This is a genomic window from Streptomyces sp. NPDC001100, from assembly GCF_053598575.1.
Genome location: NZ_JBSFKO010000028.1, coordinates 14,264 through 29,735, shown reverse-complemented (window position 1 = coordinate 29,735; position 15,472 = coordinate 14,264). Strand labels below are relative to the sequence as shown.

The following is a 15,472-nucleotide window of genomic DNA, read 5'->3' as shown; positions in this document are numbered from 1 at the left end:
GGTAGCTGCATGGGGTCGGCCGTACGGCAGGCCGTGGAGGGGGCGACGTCGTGGCGTATGCCAGAGCACTGCGGGTCGGTGGGGTGGTGGCAGCCTGCGGGGGCCTGCTGCTGGGGTGCACAGGTGGCGGCGGGGGCGGTTCCGCGTCGCCGCCCTCGGCATCCGGGACGGCCCGGCGCGCTTCCGCCTCCGCCACCTCCGGGACGGACCCGGCCCGGGAACCGAAGACCGCGTCCCAGGCTCGGGCGCTGATCGAACAGGTCATCGCTGGGCCGGAGTTGTTCGGCACCGGGGTGCTGCGGGCGACGCCGTACGAGAGTGCACCCGGGCGGTGGGCGGTGCTGGGGGACGACTGCGTGTGGCGGCTGGAGCCGTTGCCCGGGGACGGTCTGGCCACCGTTACCCGGCACTTCGAGGTACCCGCGGCGGGCAGGAAGGGCTCCGTGCGGCTGTCGGCCACGGTCACCGTGCACCGTACGGCGCTGGACGCGTCGTGGGAGCAGGCCCGGATGCTGGAGGAGGACCTCGACTGCACGGAGCAGACCCAGCGGCCGGGTGAGCGGCTGACGGGCCTGCAGTCGTTGTCGTTCGCCCGGGGCGAGGGCGGCAACACCAGTGGCGACGATCTGCTGCTGGAGACCGGGCAGTGTGTGAGTGACACGCGCGGTGGGCCGTATCCGTACTGGTGGCAGCAGGCGGTACTGGGCTCGGTGGTGGTGGGAGCGTCCGTGTGCGGCGGACGGGGCCGTGGCGAGCAGGAGCTCAACTCCCTTGTGGCGGAGGTCCTTCCGAGGATGCTGCTGCGGGTGCAGCAGGAGATCGGCCGACCCACCGGGTCCGCGTCGGGCACGGAGGGTGGTGGGTCGTGATGGAGCGGCTGCTTCCCTCCGATCCGTCCCGGCTCGGCGGCTACCGGCTGTTGGGGCGTCTCGGCGCGGGCGGGATGGGCGTGGTCTATGTGGGGCGCGGCACGGCCGGGGAGCTCGCGGCGGTGAAGGTGATCCAGCCCGAGTTCGCCCAACAGGCGGAGTTCCGGGCCAGGTTCAGGCGTGAGGCGGACTCCGCGCGCGGTGTGGACAGCCCGTGGGTGGTGCCGGTGCTGGGCGCGGACACGGAGGGGCCCGCGCCATGGCTGGCGACCGCGTTCGTGCCGGGGCCCTCGCTGGCCGAGGCGGTGGCGGAGTGCGGGCCGTTGCCCGCGCGGGTGGTGCGGGTACTGGGCAAGGTGCTGGCGCGCGCCCTGGACGCCGTGCACCGGGCGGGTCTGGTGCATCGGGACGTCAAGCCGGGGAATGTGCTGCTCGCTTTGGACGGGCCCCGGCTGATCGACTTCGGCATCGCGCGGCCCACGGCGGCCGAGGAGACCGAACTGACCTCGGACAGCATGGTGGTGGGCACGCCCGGGTTCCTCTCCCCGGAGCAGGCCCGGGCGCTGCCGGTGGCTCCGGCGAGCGATGTGTTCTCGCTGGGCTGTGTGCTGGCGTACACGGCGACCGGGCGGCTGCCGTTCGGTACGGGTGCGGCGGACGCGCTGCTGTACCGGACCGTGCACGACACACCGGATCTGGACGGAGTCGAGGACGCCGAACTCCGGTCCCTGCTGGTGCGCTGCCTCGCCAAGGAACCCGGGGAACGGCCTCACGTCACGGAGATCGACACCGAGTTGGTGGAGGACGCGCCGGCCGGTTCCATCGGCTGGCTGCCGGACCCGGTGGTCCGGATGGTCGCCGACCGGTCGGCGCGGATGCTGGCACTGCCCGGTATCGAGGCGACCGAGGTCCCTGACGAGCCGACTCCCCCACGTCCGAGCCGCCGTCGGGTACTTGCCCTCGCCACGGGCGGTACGGCACTGCTCGCGGCCGGTGGCGGGGTGGCACTGTGGGCGGCCCTGCGCGACAACGACCGTACGGCACCGTCGAGTTCGGCGACCGGCCGCGACTGGGCCATCGGCGTCCAGGCCGATCTGAGCGGCCCGCTCAAGGCGGCGGGGACCGCGCAGGAGCGGGCCGCACGGCTCGCCGTGGAGCAGTTCAACTCCCGCAGGGACAAGGCATTCACGCTCACTCTGCGGGTGCTGGACGACCGCGGCGAACCGGCCCGGGCGCAGGCGGTGGCACGCCAACTGACGCGCGACAGCGATGTGTTCGCGGTTCTCGGCCCCACTGGTTACGCCTCGGCGCAGAGCGCGGTGGAGGTGTACGAGAGTGCCGGGCTGCCCTTGATGACCGTCTCCGAACTCTCCGTCTCCGCAGTCCAGTCGGCGCTGCTGGCCAAGCCGAAGAGCTACTTCCGGGCCGCTCCGCTGGCCGCGTACTCCGCGTTCGCCACCGTCACCGCGCTCACCGCGCAGGGGTCCCGCCGCCCGGGGCTGCTGGTCGACCGGGCGGGCGGCATCACCGGCATGGAGTCCGTCAACGTCGTCCACAGCTCGACCCACGCGGCCGGCATCGCTCTCTACGCCCGGGTCGTGCCCGCGCTCGCGCCCGACGTGTCGACCGTCGTCGCCGACATGCTCGCCCACGGCGTGGACGGCTTCTACTACACCGGCACTCCCGAGCGTGCCGCCCCGCTCGCCCGGGCCCTGGCCGCACGGGACTTCACCGGACCGCGCTTCCTGGACACTTCGTCGGCCACACCGGCCTTCGTCGCGGCGGCGGGCCCGGCGGGCGAGGGCTGGCAGGTCCTGGCACCGTACATCGACCCGGCCGCCGCGGCTGTACGACCGTTCGCCACCGCCTACCGCAAGCGATACGGCACCGCGCCGGGCGACTGGGCCGCCGAGGCCTACGACGTCACCCGCCTGCTGGCCGACCGGCTCACGGCGCTGGCCGGGAGCGGGACGAGCAAGGCAGCCAGCGGGAGCGCGCCGCACCGCCCCACCCGGGCTCAAGTCACGGGCGCGCTCGCCAAGTCCAGTTTCAAGGGCCTGGTCACCACCTACACCTTCGACGCCGATCACCAGCTCGTCACACGGCAGGTCCAGCACTACCGGCTCACGGACGGCCGTTTCGCCTATGCCGGCCCGGTGGGCCTGTCTTCCTGACCGCTGGAGAAGCCGTCGTCGAGCAGCAACAGGAGCGCTGGGATGCGGGCATTGCGGGCCGAGGACCCGGAGGAGCTGGGCGGGCACCGGCTGCTGGCGCGGCTCGGTGCGGGCGGGATGGGCGTGGTGTATCTGGCCCGTTCCGCCGACGGGACGCCGGTCGCGCTGAAGGTGATCCGGGCCGAGTACGCGGCCGACCCGGCCTTCCGTGCCCGCTTCCGGCGCGAGGTACGGCTGGCCACCGGCCTCACCGGCCGCTGGGTGGTCGCGGTGACGGACGCGGACACCGAGGCGCGTGAACCGTGGCTGGCCACCGCGTTCGTCCCCGGCCCGTCACTGGCCGAGGCGGTGGACGGACTCGGGCCGCTGCCCCCGGAGTCGGTCCGCGTGCTCGGGGCCCGACTGGCCCGGGCGCTGGGCGAGTTGCACGCGGTGGACCTAGTGCACCGGGACGTCAAACCCGGCAACATCCTGCTCGTCCCCGACGGCCCCCGTCTCATCGACTTCGGCATCGCCAAGGGCGCCGGCACGACCGCGCTCACCGCCCCCGACGCGGTCGTCGGCACCCCCGGCTACCTCTCCCCCGAACAGGCCCGTTCGCACGGCGGCGAGGTCGGCCCGGCCGGCGATCTGTTCTCGCTCGGGTGTGTGCTTGCGTACGCGGCGACCGGGCGGCGCCCGTTCGGCACCGGTGACGCACCCGTGGTCCTGTACCGCACGGTCCACGAACTCCCCGACCGCACCGGCTTCGCCCAACTCCCGCCACCGCTACGGTCGGTGATCGACGGCTGCCTCGCCAAGGATCCCGCGCTCCGGCCGACGGCGGCCGAGGTCCACTCCGCGCTGACGCATGACGACCACCCGGACGAAGGCCCCGCCCCGGCGACCGACTGGTTGCCACCCGCCGTACTGCGACTGGTCGCGGAGCGCTCGGCGCGCGCCCTCGACCCGCCACCACGCACCGCGGGACCGGTCGCCCCCACCCGCGAGCCGCTCAACACGCCTACCAGGCAGGGGATTTCACGCCGCCGCGTCCTGGCGATCGGCGGCTCGGCAGCCGCCGTACTCGCCGCGTCCGGCACGGCTGCGGCCGTTCTCCTCACCAGGGGCCACCCGGCGACGAACGGCACGCGCCGCGACATCCCGACGCACACCCTCGCCCTGCACGCAGACCTGACGGGTTCTCAGAAAGCCCTGGGCCAGGCACAGAAGCGCGGCGCACTCCTCGCCGTCGCCGCCCACAACGCCCGCGCGAACGTCTCCTACCGCCTCGCCCTGTCCTCGTACGACGACGGAGGCGACGGCGCGCGAGCGCGGGAGACCGCACGGCGTGTGCTGGCCACGCGGTCTGTGAGCGCCGTCATCGGCCCCAGCACGACGGCCGGCGCCCGTGCCGCCGCACCGCTGTACGCCGCCGCGTCCATGCCGGTGGTCCTGGTGTCGGTCGACGACGGGACCGCCGGACTCTCCACCACGACGCTGCGCACGCTGTGCGTGACCCGGGCCTCCGACAGCTCACAGACCCTGCCGCTCCTCTCCTACCTGACCAGGGCCCGCCCCACCCACCGCACGGCGGTCGTCCAGGACCGGGCGGCGGGCGAAACGGCCGCCGGCATCCGGCGCGACCTGGTGGAGACACCGCCCAGCGACGGCACCGTCACGGTCCACCAAGTCGCCGCCGGGACAGCGGACTTCGCCCCGGCCGTCGCCCACGCCCTGGCCACCCGGCCGCAGGCGGTCATCTACGCCGGCACATCACCCGGCCGGGCGGCGGCCTGCGCCCGGGCCCTCGCGGCAGCGCACTTCGCTGGCGCGGTGGCCGGCTTCGAGCCGGTCATGCGCGGCGCCTTCCTCACCGCCGCCGGGCAGGCCGCCGAGGGCTGGATCTTCGAAGCGCCCTACACCCAGGCGCAGTCGGCCGACACCCCAGCCGCGAAGGCGTTCACCGCGGCCTACCGAACGCGCTACCGCGAGACACCCGGCCGGTGGTCCGCCGAGGCGTACGACGCCGTCGGCCTGATCGCCCGAGCCCTCGACGCACTCGGGACGACAACCCCCATCGAGCCCGCGCAGGTCGCCGAGGGCCTCTTCCACCTCTCGTACGACGGAGTGGCCAAGCCGATCCGTTTCGTCCAGGGCACCACCCACACGATGGCCCCGGAGAACACGGCGTTCCTGTACCAGGCCAGGGGCGGCGCGTTCCGTTTTCTGGGTCGCTACGACCAGGTCCGGGCGGCGGAGCTCTAGTCATACCGCCGGAGCGCCGCGTGACATTCTGTGGCGTGCACCTCAGTGACCACGCGACCAGTGTCGAACTCCCACCTCTCCGCTATCAGTTCGTCACCGCTGGGCTGCGCGGGGTGGCCGCGGGGACAGTGGACGTGCCCCTGCCCGCCGCCACCGTTCGGAGATACGCGCCGAGGCGTGCGATGGCCGACGGGTTGCGGGGGCTTTCGACGAGGTCGACGTAGTCGAGGACGAAGATCCGTCGGTGCTTGACGGCGGAGACGTTGCGAAGCGGGGCGTAGGAGAGGAGGAACTTCTTCTTCTGAGCGGCGCTCACGTCGCCGTAGTCGCAGATCACGATGACACCGGGGTCACGCTTCACGACGGTTTCCCAACCGACCGTGGTCCAGGAGTCGTTGACGTCGTGCATGACGTTGACCCCGCCGGCCTCGCTGATGATCTGGTCGGGGGCGGCGTAGCGGCCCGAGGTGAACGGGGCGTCCTGGCCGCTGTCGTAGAGGAAGACCGTGGGTCTCGCCGCCGGGGCCTTGCTGTGGACTGCGGCTGTCTGCTTCTTGAAGTCGGCGATCAGGGTGGCGGCGCGCTTCTCGACGCCGAAGAGTTTTCCGAGGTTGGTGAGGTCGGCGTAGAGGGCGTCGAGGGGCGGCATGATGCCGCGTGAGGTGTCGGTGCGGCCGTTGCGGCAGGACTCGGTGAGGACGTACGAGGGGATGCCGAGCTTCTTCAGGGCGTCGGGGGTGAAGCCGCTGTCGTCGCGGAAGCCGTAGTTCCAGCCGGCGAAGACGAGGTCGGCGCGGGCGTCGAGGACGTTCTCCTTGGTGAGTTGGTCCTTGGACAGCCACGTGACCTTCCGGTAGCCGTCCTTCCAGGGCACGTCGGTGAGATCGCCCTTGTCGTCGGGCATGGCGAACCCGGCCATGCGGTTCTCCAGTCCGAGGGCGAACATCAGCTCGGTGATGCCGACGTCGTTGGTGACGACTCGCTTCGGAACGGTCTTGTACGTCACCTTCTGGCCGCAGTTGGTGAGGGTGACCGCCTCGGTGGGGCGGGTGTCCGCGGTCTGCTCGACGCTCGCACCGCATCCGGTGGCGGTCGCGGCGAGGCAGAGGGCGGCGGCAAGCAGCTTGCGCATGGGGCGTGTTGTCCTCAGGTAGTGGGCGGGAGCAGGTCGAACAGGAGCTGGACCGCGCCGGTCTCCGGGTGTCGGACCGGGTGCGCTCGGACTCCGAACACCTCGGCGAGCAGGGTGGGTCGGAGTACGTCGTGCGGTGCGCCGGACGCGACGATCCGGCCGTCGGCGATCACGTACAGCAGGTCGCAGTGCGCGGCGGCGAGGTTGAGGTCGTGCAGGGCCGCCAGCACGGTCGGGCCGCTGCGACGGACCAGGGACAGCACGTCCAACTGGTGGGCGATGTCCAGGTGGTTGGTCGGTTCGTCGAGGACGAGGACGCGAGGGCGCTGGGCGAGGGCGCGGGCGATCAGGACACGCTGCCTCTCGCCGCCGGACAGGGCGAGGAACCCGCGGTCGGCGAGGTGGGCGACGCCCGTGCGTTCCATGGCGTCGGCGCAGATCTCCCGGTCCGACGCGGCGGTCCGATCCCGGTGCGGCAGCCGCCCCATGGCGACCACCTCGGTGACGGTGAAGTCGAACTCAGCCGACGACTCCTGCGGCAGCGCGGCCAACACCCGGGCGACGGCCCGTGGTTCCATCGCGTGCACGTCGTCCCCGTCGAGCCGGACCGTGCCGCCGGCCGGCCGCAGCGCCCGGTACACACACCTCAACAGGGTTGATTTACCACTGCCGTTGGGGCCGACGAGCCCGACGAAGGCCCCGGGGTCCACGGCTAGCCGGATGTCGTCGACCAGCCGCACCGCGCCCGCGTCGACCGACAGCCCCTCGATGTCGAGCCGCATCAACGCCCCCCGAACGCATAGCCGCCGCGCCGCATCAGCAGCAGGAAGGCGGGCACTCCCACCACGGCGGTGATGACGCCGACCGGCAGTTCGGCGGGCGCCAGCAGCAGCCGGGAGAGCACGTCGGCCCAGACCAGCAGCACCGCACCGGTCAGGGGCGCGACCGCGAGGACCCTGCGGTGATCGGCGCCGACGATCATCCGTACGAGGTGCGGCACCATGAGCCCGACGAAGCCGATGGCGCCGCTGACCGCCACCACCGTTCCGGTCACGGCCGCGGTGACGAGGAACAACTCCCGCCGTAGTCGGGCGGGTTGGACCCCGAGCGCGGCGGAGGTCTCGTCCCCCATCGCGAGGGCGTTGAGTGATTCCGCCCGCCACCGCAGCCACGCCCAGCCGGCCGCGACGGTGACGGCGGCCAGTGGGACCTGTGCCCAGGTCGCGCCGCCCAGGCTCCCCAGCAGCCACATCATCGCCGAGCGGGCCGCCTCGCCACGGGCCGCGCCGAACACCATCACGGTGGTGACGGCCTCGAAGCCGTAGGCCAGCGCGGTCCCGGTGAGGATCAGCCGCAGCGGGGTGAGGCCGTGCGGCGAGCGCGCCACGGCGTACACCAGGGCCATGGCCGCGAGCGCCGAGGCGAACGCGGACGCGGACAGGGCCCAGACGCCGAGGCCGGCGAACGCGCCCAGCAGGATGACGGCGTTGGCGCCGACCGCCGCGCCGGAGGAGATGCCCAGGACGAACGGATCGGCGAGCGCGTTGCGGACCATGGCCTGGACGGCCACGCCGACGGCCGAGAGCCCGGCCCCCACGACGGCCGCGAGGACGACCCTGGGCAGCCGGATCTCCCAGACGATGGTGTAGTCGGCGGCGTCGGTGGCGTGCACGGTTCCGCCGGTGCCCCCCGCCCACAGGAAGCGGAACACGTCTGCTGGTCCGATGCCGGCCGCCCCCAGTGCGACACCGCACACGAGGGAGGCGCAGAGCAGGACCAGTAGCCCAAGTATCAACAGTGGCTGGGGTGTTCGGCCCGGGCCGGAGCTCGGAGGTCGGCGCACGATCGGCGGTCCTTCACCTGGGGCCGCCTGGTGAGCCTCGATCGAGGAGGCAGACCGTACGACCGTGCCGGCCGCTCGGATCCCCTCTCGCAGTCCACGGCGAGCAGTCAACGGGTCGCACCGCCCACGGGCGATCGGGCTCGCGCGACGACCACGGGGGCGCCGCGCACACCGTTGCGGGTCAGCGCCGGGTTCTCACCGGACTTCCCCCGCGGGAGGCTAGGGGAGCCTAACAAACGGGGACGAGCAGGTCGGAGGCGCCCGAACCCCGGCCTCGCCCCGGACACGATGAACGGAGCGGTCGTAGATGCGGAGACGGGACGGCGAAGTACCCCTGCGCGGCGGGCGCGTGACCCCTGGCGTGGTGCGGGTCGGGGACACGGTGCGCCGACCGGTCACGGAGGCGTCGCCCTTCGTGGCGCGGCTTCTCGACCATCTCGAACGGCGCGGTTTCACCGGTGCCCCACGCCACCTCGGTCTCGACGCGGCCGGACGTGACACGTTCGGCTATCTGCCCGGCGAGGTGCCCGCCAGGTTCCGGCGCTGGACCGACGCGCAGGTCACGGCGGCCGGTGTGCTGCTCCGGTCCCTGCACGACGCGACGCGCGGCTGCGTGCTCGCCCGGGCGTGCCCTGTCGTCTGCCACCACGACCCAGGTCCGAACAACGCCGTCTTCCGCGGCGGTCTGCCCTACGCCTTCATCGACTTCGACACCGCCGCACCCGGCGATCCTCTCGAAGACGTCGGATATGCGGCCTGGACATGGTGCGTGTCCTCCCGCGCCACCGCTCCGCCCGCCGCGGCGCAGGCGGCCCAGGTGCGGGTCCTCGCGGACGCCTACGGCCTGGAAGGCTCCGCCCGGGGCGAATTGGTCGACGCGATGCTCGACCGGCAGGCACGCAACGCGAGGTGGTGGCGCCGGCGCTTCGACGAGCCCGAACTCCGCCCCGATGACGCCGAGTTGATCGGCCCCCGGATCGAGTGGTCCGAGCGGGAGCACGCGTACACCTCCGCGCATCGCTCCACGTTCGAGAGGGCGCTGCTGGTCACGCGCCCACTCGCGCGATGAACGTGGCAAGGTTCGTCACGGTCCGCCGGATCTTCTCGTCCAGGGTGAGGGACTCCTGGAGGCGTGCGCCGACGCCCGTGTCCTTCTTGCCGCGTACGTAGAGGGAGCAGGCGAGGTCGCTGCACATGTAGACGCCGACCGAGTTGCCCTGCTGGCCGGCCTTCCCCGATCTCGGCGCGACCATCAGGGACACGCCTCCGGTGTGGGTGGTCAGGCACACCGAACACATGCTGCGGCGCTGCTGCCAGGAGGCGGCACCGGAGGTGCGCAGCTGGACACCGACCGGGCGGCCGTCCAGCTCGGTCACGACATAGGCCCGGTCGGGGGCCTGGGGATCTCGCCAGCCCAGGAAGTCCAGGTCGTCCCAGGATCGTTCCGCCAGGTCGCGGGGGACGGACAGGCGTTTGGCCTCACCCTTGGTGCAGTTCACGAAGGCGGTGCGGATCTCTTGCTCGGTCAGCGGTTTCATAACAGGCACGCTAATTTGCCTAATCGAGTTAGGCAAATGCATAATCTTCGAAGCAGGGGATGAGGGAATCGACGCGGAGGACGCGACCATGACAGGCACCGGACGGGTGGGACTGACCACGGAGCGCCTGGTCCGGGCGGGCGCGGACCTGGCTGACGAGATCGGCTTCGAGCAGGCGACCCCCGCGGAGCTCGCCCGGCGCTTCGGCGTCAAGACCGCCAGCCTGTACTCGCACGTGAGGAACGCCCACGACCTCAAGACCAGGATCGCCCTGCTCGCCCTGGAGGAACTGGCCGACCAGGTCTCCGCGGCGGTGGCCGGACGGGCGGGCAAGGACGCCCTGACCGCCTTCGCGAACGCCTACCGCGACTACGCCCTCAAGCACCCGGGTCGTTTCGTCGCGGCGCGCTTCCGCCTCGACCCGGAGACCGCCGCCGCGAGCGCGGGCGTACGGCACGCCCGGATGACCCGGGCGATCCTGCGCGGCTACGACCTGCCCGAGCCGCAACAGACGCATGCGGTACGGCTGTTGGGCAGCGTCTTCAGCGGCTTCGTCGGCCTGGAGACCGCCGGCGGCTTCGACCACAGCGCCCCCGACGCACAGGCGAGTTGGACCGGGATCCTCGACGCGCTGGACGCTCTGCTGCGCACCTGGCCCGGAACGCCCGCATCACGACCGTAGAAGACGGCAAACCGCCGTCCGGCTCCGCCTCGGCCGCATACTCTACGGATGCGCACGGACACTACGCGCTGCCGGTCACGGCCGACCGAGGAGGAATCCCGTGTCATCGCCCCTCGCCCCCCAGCACGCTCCCGTCGGTGACGTGGGTGCGGCGCTCATGATCGTCGACTCCCGGCTCAAGACGGTCCACGACGGCAGGACGGGGGCCGATCCCGAACAGCAGGCGCTGATGGAGCAGTTCATCGCGTCGCTGGGTCCGGAGGGCGTCGACGACGTCCTGGGCGGCATGTGCACCCTCATCTACATCTTCATGACGTGGCTGCGGAAGGCGCACGAGAGTCAGGGCAAGGACGTCATCGAGTACGTGGTGCCCACCCTCGTGGGCACGCTGCGCATGATGCCCAGGAGCATCCCTCCCGAGGCCGTCCCCGCCATGGCCGGCATGGTCGTCGCGGCGGGCATCGGGCTGAGCCCCAATCTGTGGCGCGAGCAGTACGGGGACTGGACCAAGGAGGAGATGACTCCGCTGGAGGCCACGGCCTTCCTGCTCGCGGAGCACATCAACCGCATCACGGAGGACCCCGACTCCGCGACCCGTCTGATCACCGACGCGCTGTCGCGCACGGACGAGGACTGACGTACCGCCGCCCTCACGGGACCCGGGCCGGCAGGGAGCGGGCCGCGCGCAGATCGTGCAGCTTCTGCGCGTCGTCCGTCCCGGCCGCCGCCGTGTACGTGACGATCCTGAGGTCGGTGCCGGCGGCCATCACGACGTCGAGGTCGAGGTCGATGTCCCCGACTCGCGGGTGCTCTACGGTCTTTCGGTCTCCGACGTGGGTGCGGGCCGTGCCGTTGGACCACAGGCGGGCGAAGCGCGGGCTGTCGCGCAGCATGCGGTCGACGAAGGCGACGAGCCGTGCGTCATGGGGATGGGCGGCGGCCGTGACCCGCAGGTCGGCGACGAGATCCTCCTCCTCGACCTCGTCACCCGCCCAGGACCGCACGGGCCAGCCCGCGATCGGTGCCCGTCCGGTTCCGCCACCCGGCCGGAACATCCCGGCGACGAGGTTGTGCTCGTCCCAGCCGTAGGTGCGGGGGTCGCCGATCGCGGCGGACCACATGTCGTTCCAGCCGATGAGCGTCCAGTCGGCGGCGAACACCGCGGTGGGGTTGTCGGCCAACTGCCCCACGAGCCGGTGCACCCGCGCGGGCATGTGCCTGGACACGTTCCCGGTCGCGGGCGGCGCGAGGTGGGCGCAGCGGAACAGGTGGTCGCGTTCGGACGGTTCGAGGCGCAGGGCCCTGGCCAGCGCGGCGACGACCTGGGCCGAGGGGTTGCGGGCGCGGCCCTGCTCCAGCCGGACCACGTAGTCGACCGACAAACCCGCCAGCCCGGCCAGTTCCTCCCGGCGCAGTCCGGGGATGCGCCGCCCCCCGTCCGGCTCCAGCCCGCTCTCCCGTGGTGACACACGCTCTCGCCACCCCCGCAGAGCGATGCCGAAGTGGTTCGTCGCAGCCATGCACGCCATCGTCGTCGACACGCCGTACGGCACACGGGGCTTCGGCCTCCGCACTACGGATTCTTTACCCCACGGCTTCGGGCGCCCCGGCGCCTTCGGTGACGTCCGTCCAGTGCGCCCGCGTGAACGCGGCGGCCGCGTCGAGCGCTTGGGTGCCCTCGTCGAGCATCACCGCGAACCCCTGGAAGACGTGCGGCACTTGGGACCAGACCTGCAGATCGACCCGTACGTCGCACGCGGCGGCGCGGGCCGCCAGTCGTACGGCGTCGTCCAGCAGGATCTCGTGCGAGCCGACCTGAATGAGCAGCGGCGGCAGCCCGGTCAGGTCCGCGAAGACGGGGCTGGCGTAGGGCGTGGTGGGGTCCGTGTCGCGGAGATAGTCCTGGGCCCGCCTGCGCAGGCCCTCCGGGGTGACCGAGGGATCGACGGCCGCCTTGCTCACCGCGCTCGCGCCGGACACGCTCAGGTCGGCCCACGGGGAGAACACCGCGGCCGACGCGGGCTGGGGCAGCCCCGCGTCCTTGGCGGCGACCAGCGTCGCGGCGACGAGACCGCCGCCCGCGGACTCGCCGACGAAGGCGATCGCGGAGCTGGGCAGTCCGTCGTCGAGGAGGGCCCGGTAGACGGCCAGGGCGTCGTCGACCGCCGCGGGGAACGGGTGCTCGGGGGCCAGCCGGTAGTCGACGCACACGGCGCGCGCGTCGGTGCGCCGTACGACCTCGGCGGCCAGACCCACGGCGTCGGCCGCCGAGCCGATGACGTAGGCGCCCCCGTGCAGGTAGAGGACCACGGTCGCCGGGTCGCTCGCCGGGGTCTCCACGGTCACGACGGGGACACCGCCCAGTTCGCCCACCGTGGTCGAGACGTCGGGCGGCAACGGGATGGACGCCATCAACTCGGTGAAGAGGGCCCGCTGTTCGGCGACGTCGCCGCCGAGGTCGAGCGGACCGTGCCGCAGCAGTTCGTCGAGGGCCTGGCGCTGTTGCCGGGACATGGTGGTGCCTTTCGTGGTTCCGGTGGAAGCGGTGCGGGGTGGCGCGGGTCAGCGCGGCGGGCCGACGATGATCTGGCCGTACTTGTCGGCGGCCTCCGCCATGAGGTCCCGGGAGATCTCGAAGCCCTCGGGGCGCGGGGTCGTCAGGTCGCGCCCCGCGTGGCGGAACATGCCGTCGATGCCGCCGGGTGTGCAGATCATGAGGAGATCCGCCGTGTCGGAGGTGATCCGGTAGCCGTGCGGGACGTTGCGGGGAAGGAAGACGATCCCGCCCTCCGACAGCTCCATCTCCTCGTCGTCGCACCAGAGCAGCGCACTGCCCTTGATCAGCATGAAGACCTCGTCCTCACGTGTGTGCACGTGGTACGGCGGCGCCTCGCCCCTGGGGACGGAGAACCGTCCCACGGTCAGCTGTCCGCCGGTGGCCGCCGCGTCCAGGAGTACGGCGAACTCACCGCCGTCGAGCCACTCCAGTTTCTGCTGCTGCTCGGGTTGTGCGAGGTAGGCCAGGGTCATGACGGTGTCCGTTCTGCGTCCGTGCCGCGTCCTGTTGCCGCGCGATCACGGGGATGACTCGGTCGTTGCGATGATCCTCTTGGCTCCGCCCCGGCCGCCAGGCATACGGGTAGGACCAGCAGTACCACTCCCCCGCGTCCGCCCCGGGGTGTCACGCGCGTCCGAGAACGTCGTCGTCGTGCGGCATCCTCTGCTGCCATGAACGTCGCGCCCGATCAAGAACTGCCGTCCGAGGACGAGGACATGGAGATCCGGGCGGTCTCCGCCCGGCGCCGGAGCCTCAGGCGCTCGGCATGAGACCGCTGAGCCTGCTCGTGTCGTAGGGCCAGGCGGACCGCGGGAGGCGCTGCCAGGCCGGTGAGCAGGAACAGTGCGCCTACGACGTACCAGCCGGGGCGGCCCCAGGTGATGCACAGCGCGATGAGCAGCCCGGGGCCGAACGCCTCGGCGAGGCTCGTTCCCAGGCCGAACACGCCGAGGTACTGGCCGGTGGCGGAGCGCGGGGCGAGCGCGAAGGACACCTCGAAGCCGGCCGCCGCGTGCCACAGTTCACCGACCGTGTGGACGACCACGGCGGTGATGAGCAGTGCCGTGGCGGCCCACGCCCGACCAGCAGCTCCCCGGCGATCGTGAGCCCGAGCAGCGGGGCGAGTTGGGCCGCCGAGATCAGCAGGCCCAACTGTGCTGCGCTCAGGCCCAGTTCACGTTGCAGGACGATGCCCATCGCCCCGATGCCCTGCACGAAGAAGCCCGACGCGGCCTGGGTGAAGGTGGCGACGGCGAGGACCGTCCGCCGAAAGTGCGCGGCATCGTCCCGGCCGATCACGGGCGCCAGTACAGGGAGGGGTCGGGGTGTTCGGTGAATCCGAGGTCGCGGTACAGCGGTTCGCCTTCGGCGGAGGCGTGCAGGTCGACCCGGGAGACGCCGCTGTCCCGGAACCAGTCGAGCAGGCCCCGCATGATGGAGCGGCTGTGCCCGCGTCTCCGGTGGGCCGGGTCGGTGACCACGCCGAGGACCTGTCCGATCCGGCCGTTGCGCAGATGCGGTCCGGGCAGTCGCTGCTCGACGGTGCCGATCCCGCAGGCCGCGAGGGTGCCGCCGTCGCCGTCCACCACGAGGATGCGCACGGTGTCCACCGTCAGCTGTTCCTTGAGCACGACGGCCAGCGCGTCCAGCCAATCGCCGCCCACCGAGGCGGGGTTGAAGAAGTCGCCGCCCAAGTCCTCGAAGAGCAGCGCCCGTAGCCGTACGAGCTCCACGAGGTCGTACTCCACGGCCTGCCGCACCCGGGACGGATCTGTGTTGTCGCGTTGTCCCATGGTGATCAGACTGCTGTAATGGTCTTATGCACCTCAACCCTTACGGCGAGGATGCCGTGAACCTGGCGGCGGATCTGGTCAACCGGCCTCCCTCCGACACCGAGGAACTGGCGGCCCGCTGCCGCGATGCGGGTCTGGCGCTGGAGCGGGCGACGACGGCCCAGGATCTCGACCGGGCCCGGTACGCGCTGGAGTCGTGGCAGAAGGTCGTCGACGCGAGCGACGAGCAGGAGCGCGCCGCGCTGGTCAACCGGATGCTGGAGGAGGCCGCCGCCTATCCACGGATGACCGACCACGCGGGCAGCGGCTGGCACCTCCACTACCGGGACGACCGGAAGCCGCTCGGAGATGTGCTGTTCTCCCTGATCGCGGTGGGCACCGCACTGCATCTCTCGGGACGCGGAATGCACCGCCTGCGGCGCTGCGCCGTGGCCGAGTGCGACATGGTCTTCGCCGACACCTCCCGTACGGGACGGCAGCGCTACTGCTCCCAACTCTGCGCCAACCGCGACGCGGTGCGCCGGCACCGGGCCCGCGGCCAGGAAAATGACGCATCCAGTATGTACAAGGGAAAATCCAGTTCATCAGAGCGCAAATCGATCACTGGATCGGTGTAATCGGCACATACGTCGCACCG

At 72.0% G+C, this 15,472-nt stretch carries 16 protein-coding genes; 7 read left to right on the top strand and 9 right to left on the bottom strand.

What is annotated here, in order from left to right:
* Positions 1-50: 50 nt before the first annotated feature.
* Genes ACWDEW_RS32965 through ACWDEW_RS32955 form a run of 3 tightly spaced genes read left to right on the top strand, consistent with a single transcriptional unit; the run spans position 51 to position 5,290 of the window.
* Entirely contained in the window at positions 51-869 is an 819-nt protein-coding gene (locus ACWDEW_RS32965; protein ID WP_450517624.1) for a hypothetical protein, read from the top strand.
* Positions 869-3,043, top strand: coding sequence for a bifunctional serine/threonine-protein kinase/ABC transporter substrate-binding protein (locus ACWDEW_RS32960; RefSeq protein ID WP_450517622.1), 2,175 nt, complete (start codon positions 869-871; stop codon positions 3,041-3,043). The genes ACWDEW_RS32965 and ACWDEW_RS32960 overlap by 1 nt, the downstream gene beginning before the upstream one ends.
* A gap of 42 nt (positions 3,044-3,085) precedes the next feature.
* On the top strand, positions 3,086-5,290 hold the full coding sequence (locus ACWDEW_RS32955) for a bifunctional serine/threonine-protein kinase/ABC transporter substrate-binding protein (RefSeq protein WP_450517620.1): 2,205 nt from the start codon (positions 3,086-3,088) through the stop codon (positions 5,288-5,290).
* A gap of 85 nt (positions 5,291-5,375) precedes the next feature.
* Here the strand turns inward: ACWDEW_RS32955 and ACWDEW_RS32950 are convergent, their stop codons facing one another.
* From ACWDEW_RS32950 to ACWDEW_RS32940, 3 genes are read right to left on the bottom strand one after another with little or no spacing between them, the layout of a single operon-like run.
* On the bottom strand, positions 5,376-6,422 hold the full coding sequence (locus ACWDEW_RS32950) for an ABC transporter substrate-binding protein (RefSeq protein ID WP_450517619.1): 1,047 nt from the start codon (positions 6,420-6,422) through the stop codon (positions 5,376-5,378).
* Between the two features lie 14 nt (positions 6,423-6,436).
* On the bottom strand, positions 6,437-7,204 hold the full coding sequence (locus ACWDEW_RS32945; RefSeq protein WP_450517617.1) for an ABC transporter ATP-binding protein: 768 nt from the start codon (positions 7,202-7,204) through the stop codon (positions 6,437-6,439).
* Positions 7,204-8,268 carry a FecCD family ABC transporter permease gene (locus ACWDEW_RS32940; protein ID WP_450517789.1) on the bottom strand — a complete coding sequence of 355 codons (1,065 nt, stop codon included), beginning with the start codon at positions 8,266-8,268 and terminating at the stop codon, positions 7,204-7,206. Before ACWDEW_RS32940 ends, ACWDEW_RS32945 begins: the two co-directional genes overlap by 1 nt.
* A 304-nt stretch (positions 8,269-8,572) precedes the next feature.
* Between ACWDEW_RS32940 and ACWDEW_RS32935 the strand changes: the two genes are divergently transcribed.
* Entirely contained in the window at positions 8,573-9,334 is a 762-nt protein-coding gene (locus tag ACWDEW_RS32935) for a phosphotransferase (protein ID WP_450517616.1), read from the top strand.
* On the opposite strand, the gene ACWDEW_RS32930 is transcribed toward ACWDEW_RS32935, so the two are convergent.
* Complete coding sequence (locus ACWDEW_RS32930) at positions 9,312-9,803, bottom strand: FBP domain-containing protein (RefSeq protein ID WP_450517615.1); 492 nt, start codon at positions 9,801-9,803, stop codon at positions 9,312-9,314. The genes ACWDEW_RS32935 and ACWDEW_RS32930 overlap by 23 nt on opposite strands.
* A gap of 88 nt (positions 9,804-9,891) precedes the next feature.
* Between ACWDEW_RS32930 and ACWDEW_RS32925 the strand changes: the two genes are divergently transcribed.
* Entirely contained in the window at positions 9,892-10,485 is a 594-nt protein-coding gene (locus ACWDEW_RS32925; RefSeq protein ID WP_450517613.1) for a TetR/AcrR family transcriptional regulator, read from the top strand.
* Positions 10,486-10,585: 100 nt separating this feature from the next.
* Positions 10,586-11,122, top strand: coding sequence for a hypothetical protein (locus ACWDEW_RS32920; RefSeq protein ID WP_450517611.1), 537 nt, complete (start codon positions 10,586-10,588; stop codon positions 11,120-11,122).
* Between the two features lie 13 nt (positions 11,123-11,135).
* Here the strand turns inward: ACWDEW_RS32920 and ACWDEW_RS32915 are convergent, their stop codons facing one another.
* The 5 genes from ACWDEW_RS32915 to ACWDEW_RS32895 all read right to left on the bottom strand — a co-directional run bounded on the left by ACWDEW_RS32915 (position 11,136) and on the right by ACWDEW_RS32895 (position 14,835).
* Positions 11,136-12,005 carry a helix-turn-helix transcriptional regulator gene (locus ACWDEW_RS32915; RefSeq protein ID WP_450517609.1) on the bottom strand — a complete coding sequence of 290 codons (870 nt, stop codon included), beginning with the start codon at positions 12,003-12,005 and terminating at the stop codon, positions 11,136-11,138.
* A 64-nt stretch (positions 12,006-12,069) separates the two neighbouring features.
* Positions 12,070-12,999: an alpha/beta hydrolase gene (locus ACWDEW_RS32910; protein ID WP_450517608.1), complete on the bottom strand. Its 930-nt coding sequence runs from the start codon at positions 12,997-12,999 to the stop codon at positions 12,070-12,072.
* Positions 13,000-13,047: 48 nt separating this feature from the next.
* The gene (locus tag ACWDEW_RS32905) at positions 13,048-13,515 is read right to left on the bottom strand and encodes a cupin domain-containing protein (protein WP_450517606.1); all 468 of its coding nucleotides are present in this window, start codon (positions 13,513-13,515) and stop codon (positions 13,048-13,050) included.
* A 215-nt stretch (positions 13,516-13,730) separates the two neighbouring features.
* Complete coding sequence (locus ACWDEW_RS32900) at positions 13,731-14,087, bottom strand: hypothetical protein (RefSeq protein WP_450517604.1); 357 nt, start codon at positions 14,085-14,087, stop codon at positions 13,731-13,733.
* A 250-nt stretch (positions 14,088-14,337) separates the two neighbouring features.
* The gene (locus tag ACWDEW_RS32895) at positions 14,338-14,835 is read right to left on the bottom strand and encodes a GNAT family N-acetyltransferase (RefSeq protein WP_450517602.1); all 498 of its coding nucleotides are present in this window, start codon (positions 14,833-14,835) and stop codon (positions 14,338-14,340) included.
* A gap of 26 nt (positions 14,836-14,861) precedes the next feature.
* Between ACWDEW_RS32895 and ACWDEW_RS32890 the strand changes: the two genes are divergently transcribed.
* Positions 14,862-15,452 (top strand): CGNR zinc finger domain-containing protein, encoded by a 591-nt coding sequence (locus ACWDEW_RS32890; RefSeq protein WP_450517601.1) that lies wholly within the window; start codon positions 14,862-14,864, stop codon positions 15,450-15,452.
* The last annotated feature ends 20 nt before the right edge of the window (positions 15,453-15,472 follow it).

Coding starts and splice junctions, on each gene's coding strand:
- ACWDEW_RS32960 (WP_450517622.1), top strand. CDS start 869: ATGGAGCGGCTGCTTCCCTCCGATCCGTCCCGGCTCGGCGGCTACCGG.
- ACWDEW_RS32955 (WP_450517620.1), top strand. CDS start 3,086: ATGCGGGCATTGCGGGCCGAGGACCCGGAGGAGCTGGGCGGGCACCGG.
- ACWDEW_RS32950 (WP_450517619.1), bottom strand. CDS start 6,422: ATGCGCAAGCTGCTTGCCGCCGCCCTCTGCCTCGCCGCGACCGCCACC.
- ACWDEW_RS32945 (WP_450517617.1), bottom strand. CDS start 7,204: ATGCGGCTCGACATCGAGGGGCTGTCGGTCGACGCGGGCGCGGTGCGG.
- ACWDEW_RS32935 (WP_450517616.1), top strand. CDS start 8,573: ATGCGGAGACGGGACGGCGAAGTACCCCTGCGCGGCGGGCGCGTGACC.
- ACWDEW_RS32930 (WP_450517615.1), bottom strand. CDS start 9,803: ATGAAACCGCTGACCGAGCAAGAGATCCGCACCGCCTTCGTGAACTGC.
- ACWDEW_RS32925 (WP_450517613.1), top strand. CDS start 9,892: ATGACAGGCACCGGACGGGTGGGACTGACCACGGAGCGCCTGGTCCGG.
- ACWDEW_RS32915 (WP_450517609.1), bottom strand. CDS start 12,005: ATGGCTGCGACGAACCACTTCGGCATCGCTCTGCGGGGGTGGCGAGAG.
- ACWDEW_RS32910 (WP_450517608.1), bottom strand. CDS start 12,999: ATGTCCCGGCAACAGCGCCAGGCCCTCGACGAACTGCTGCGGCACGGT.
- ACWDEW_RS32905 (WP_450517606.1), bottom strand. CDS start 13,515: ATGACCCTGGCCTACCTCGCACAACCCGAGCAGCAGCAGAAACTGGAG.
- ACWDEW_RS32895 (WP_450517602.1), bottom strand. CDS start 14,835: ATGGGACAACGCGACAACACAGATCCGTCCCGGGTGCGGCAGGCCGTG.
- ACWDEW_RS32890 (WP_450517601.1), top strand. CDS start 14,862: ATGCACCTCAACCCTTACGGCGAGGATGCCGTGAACCTGGCGGCGGAT.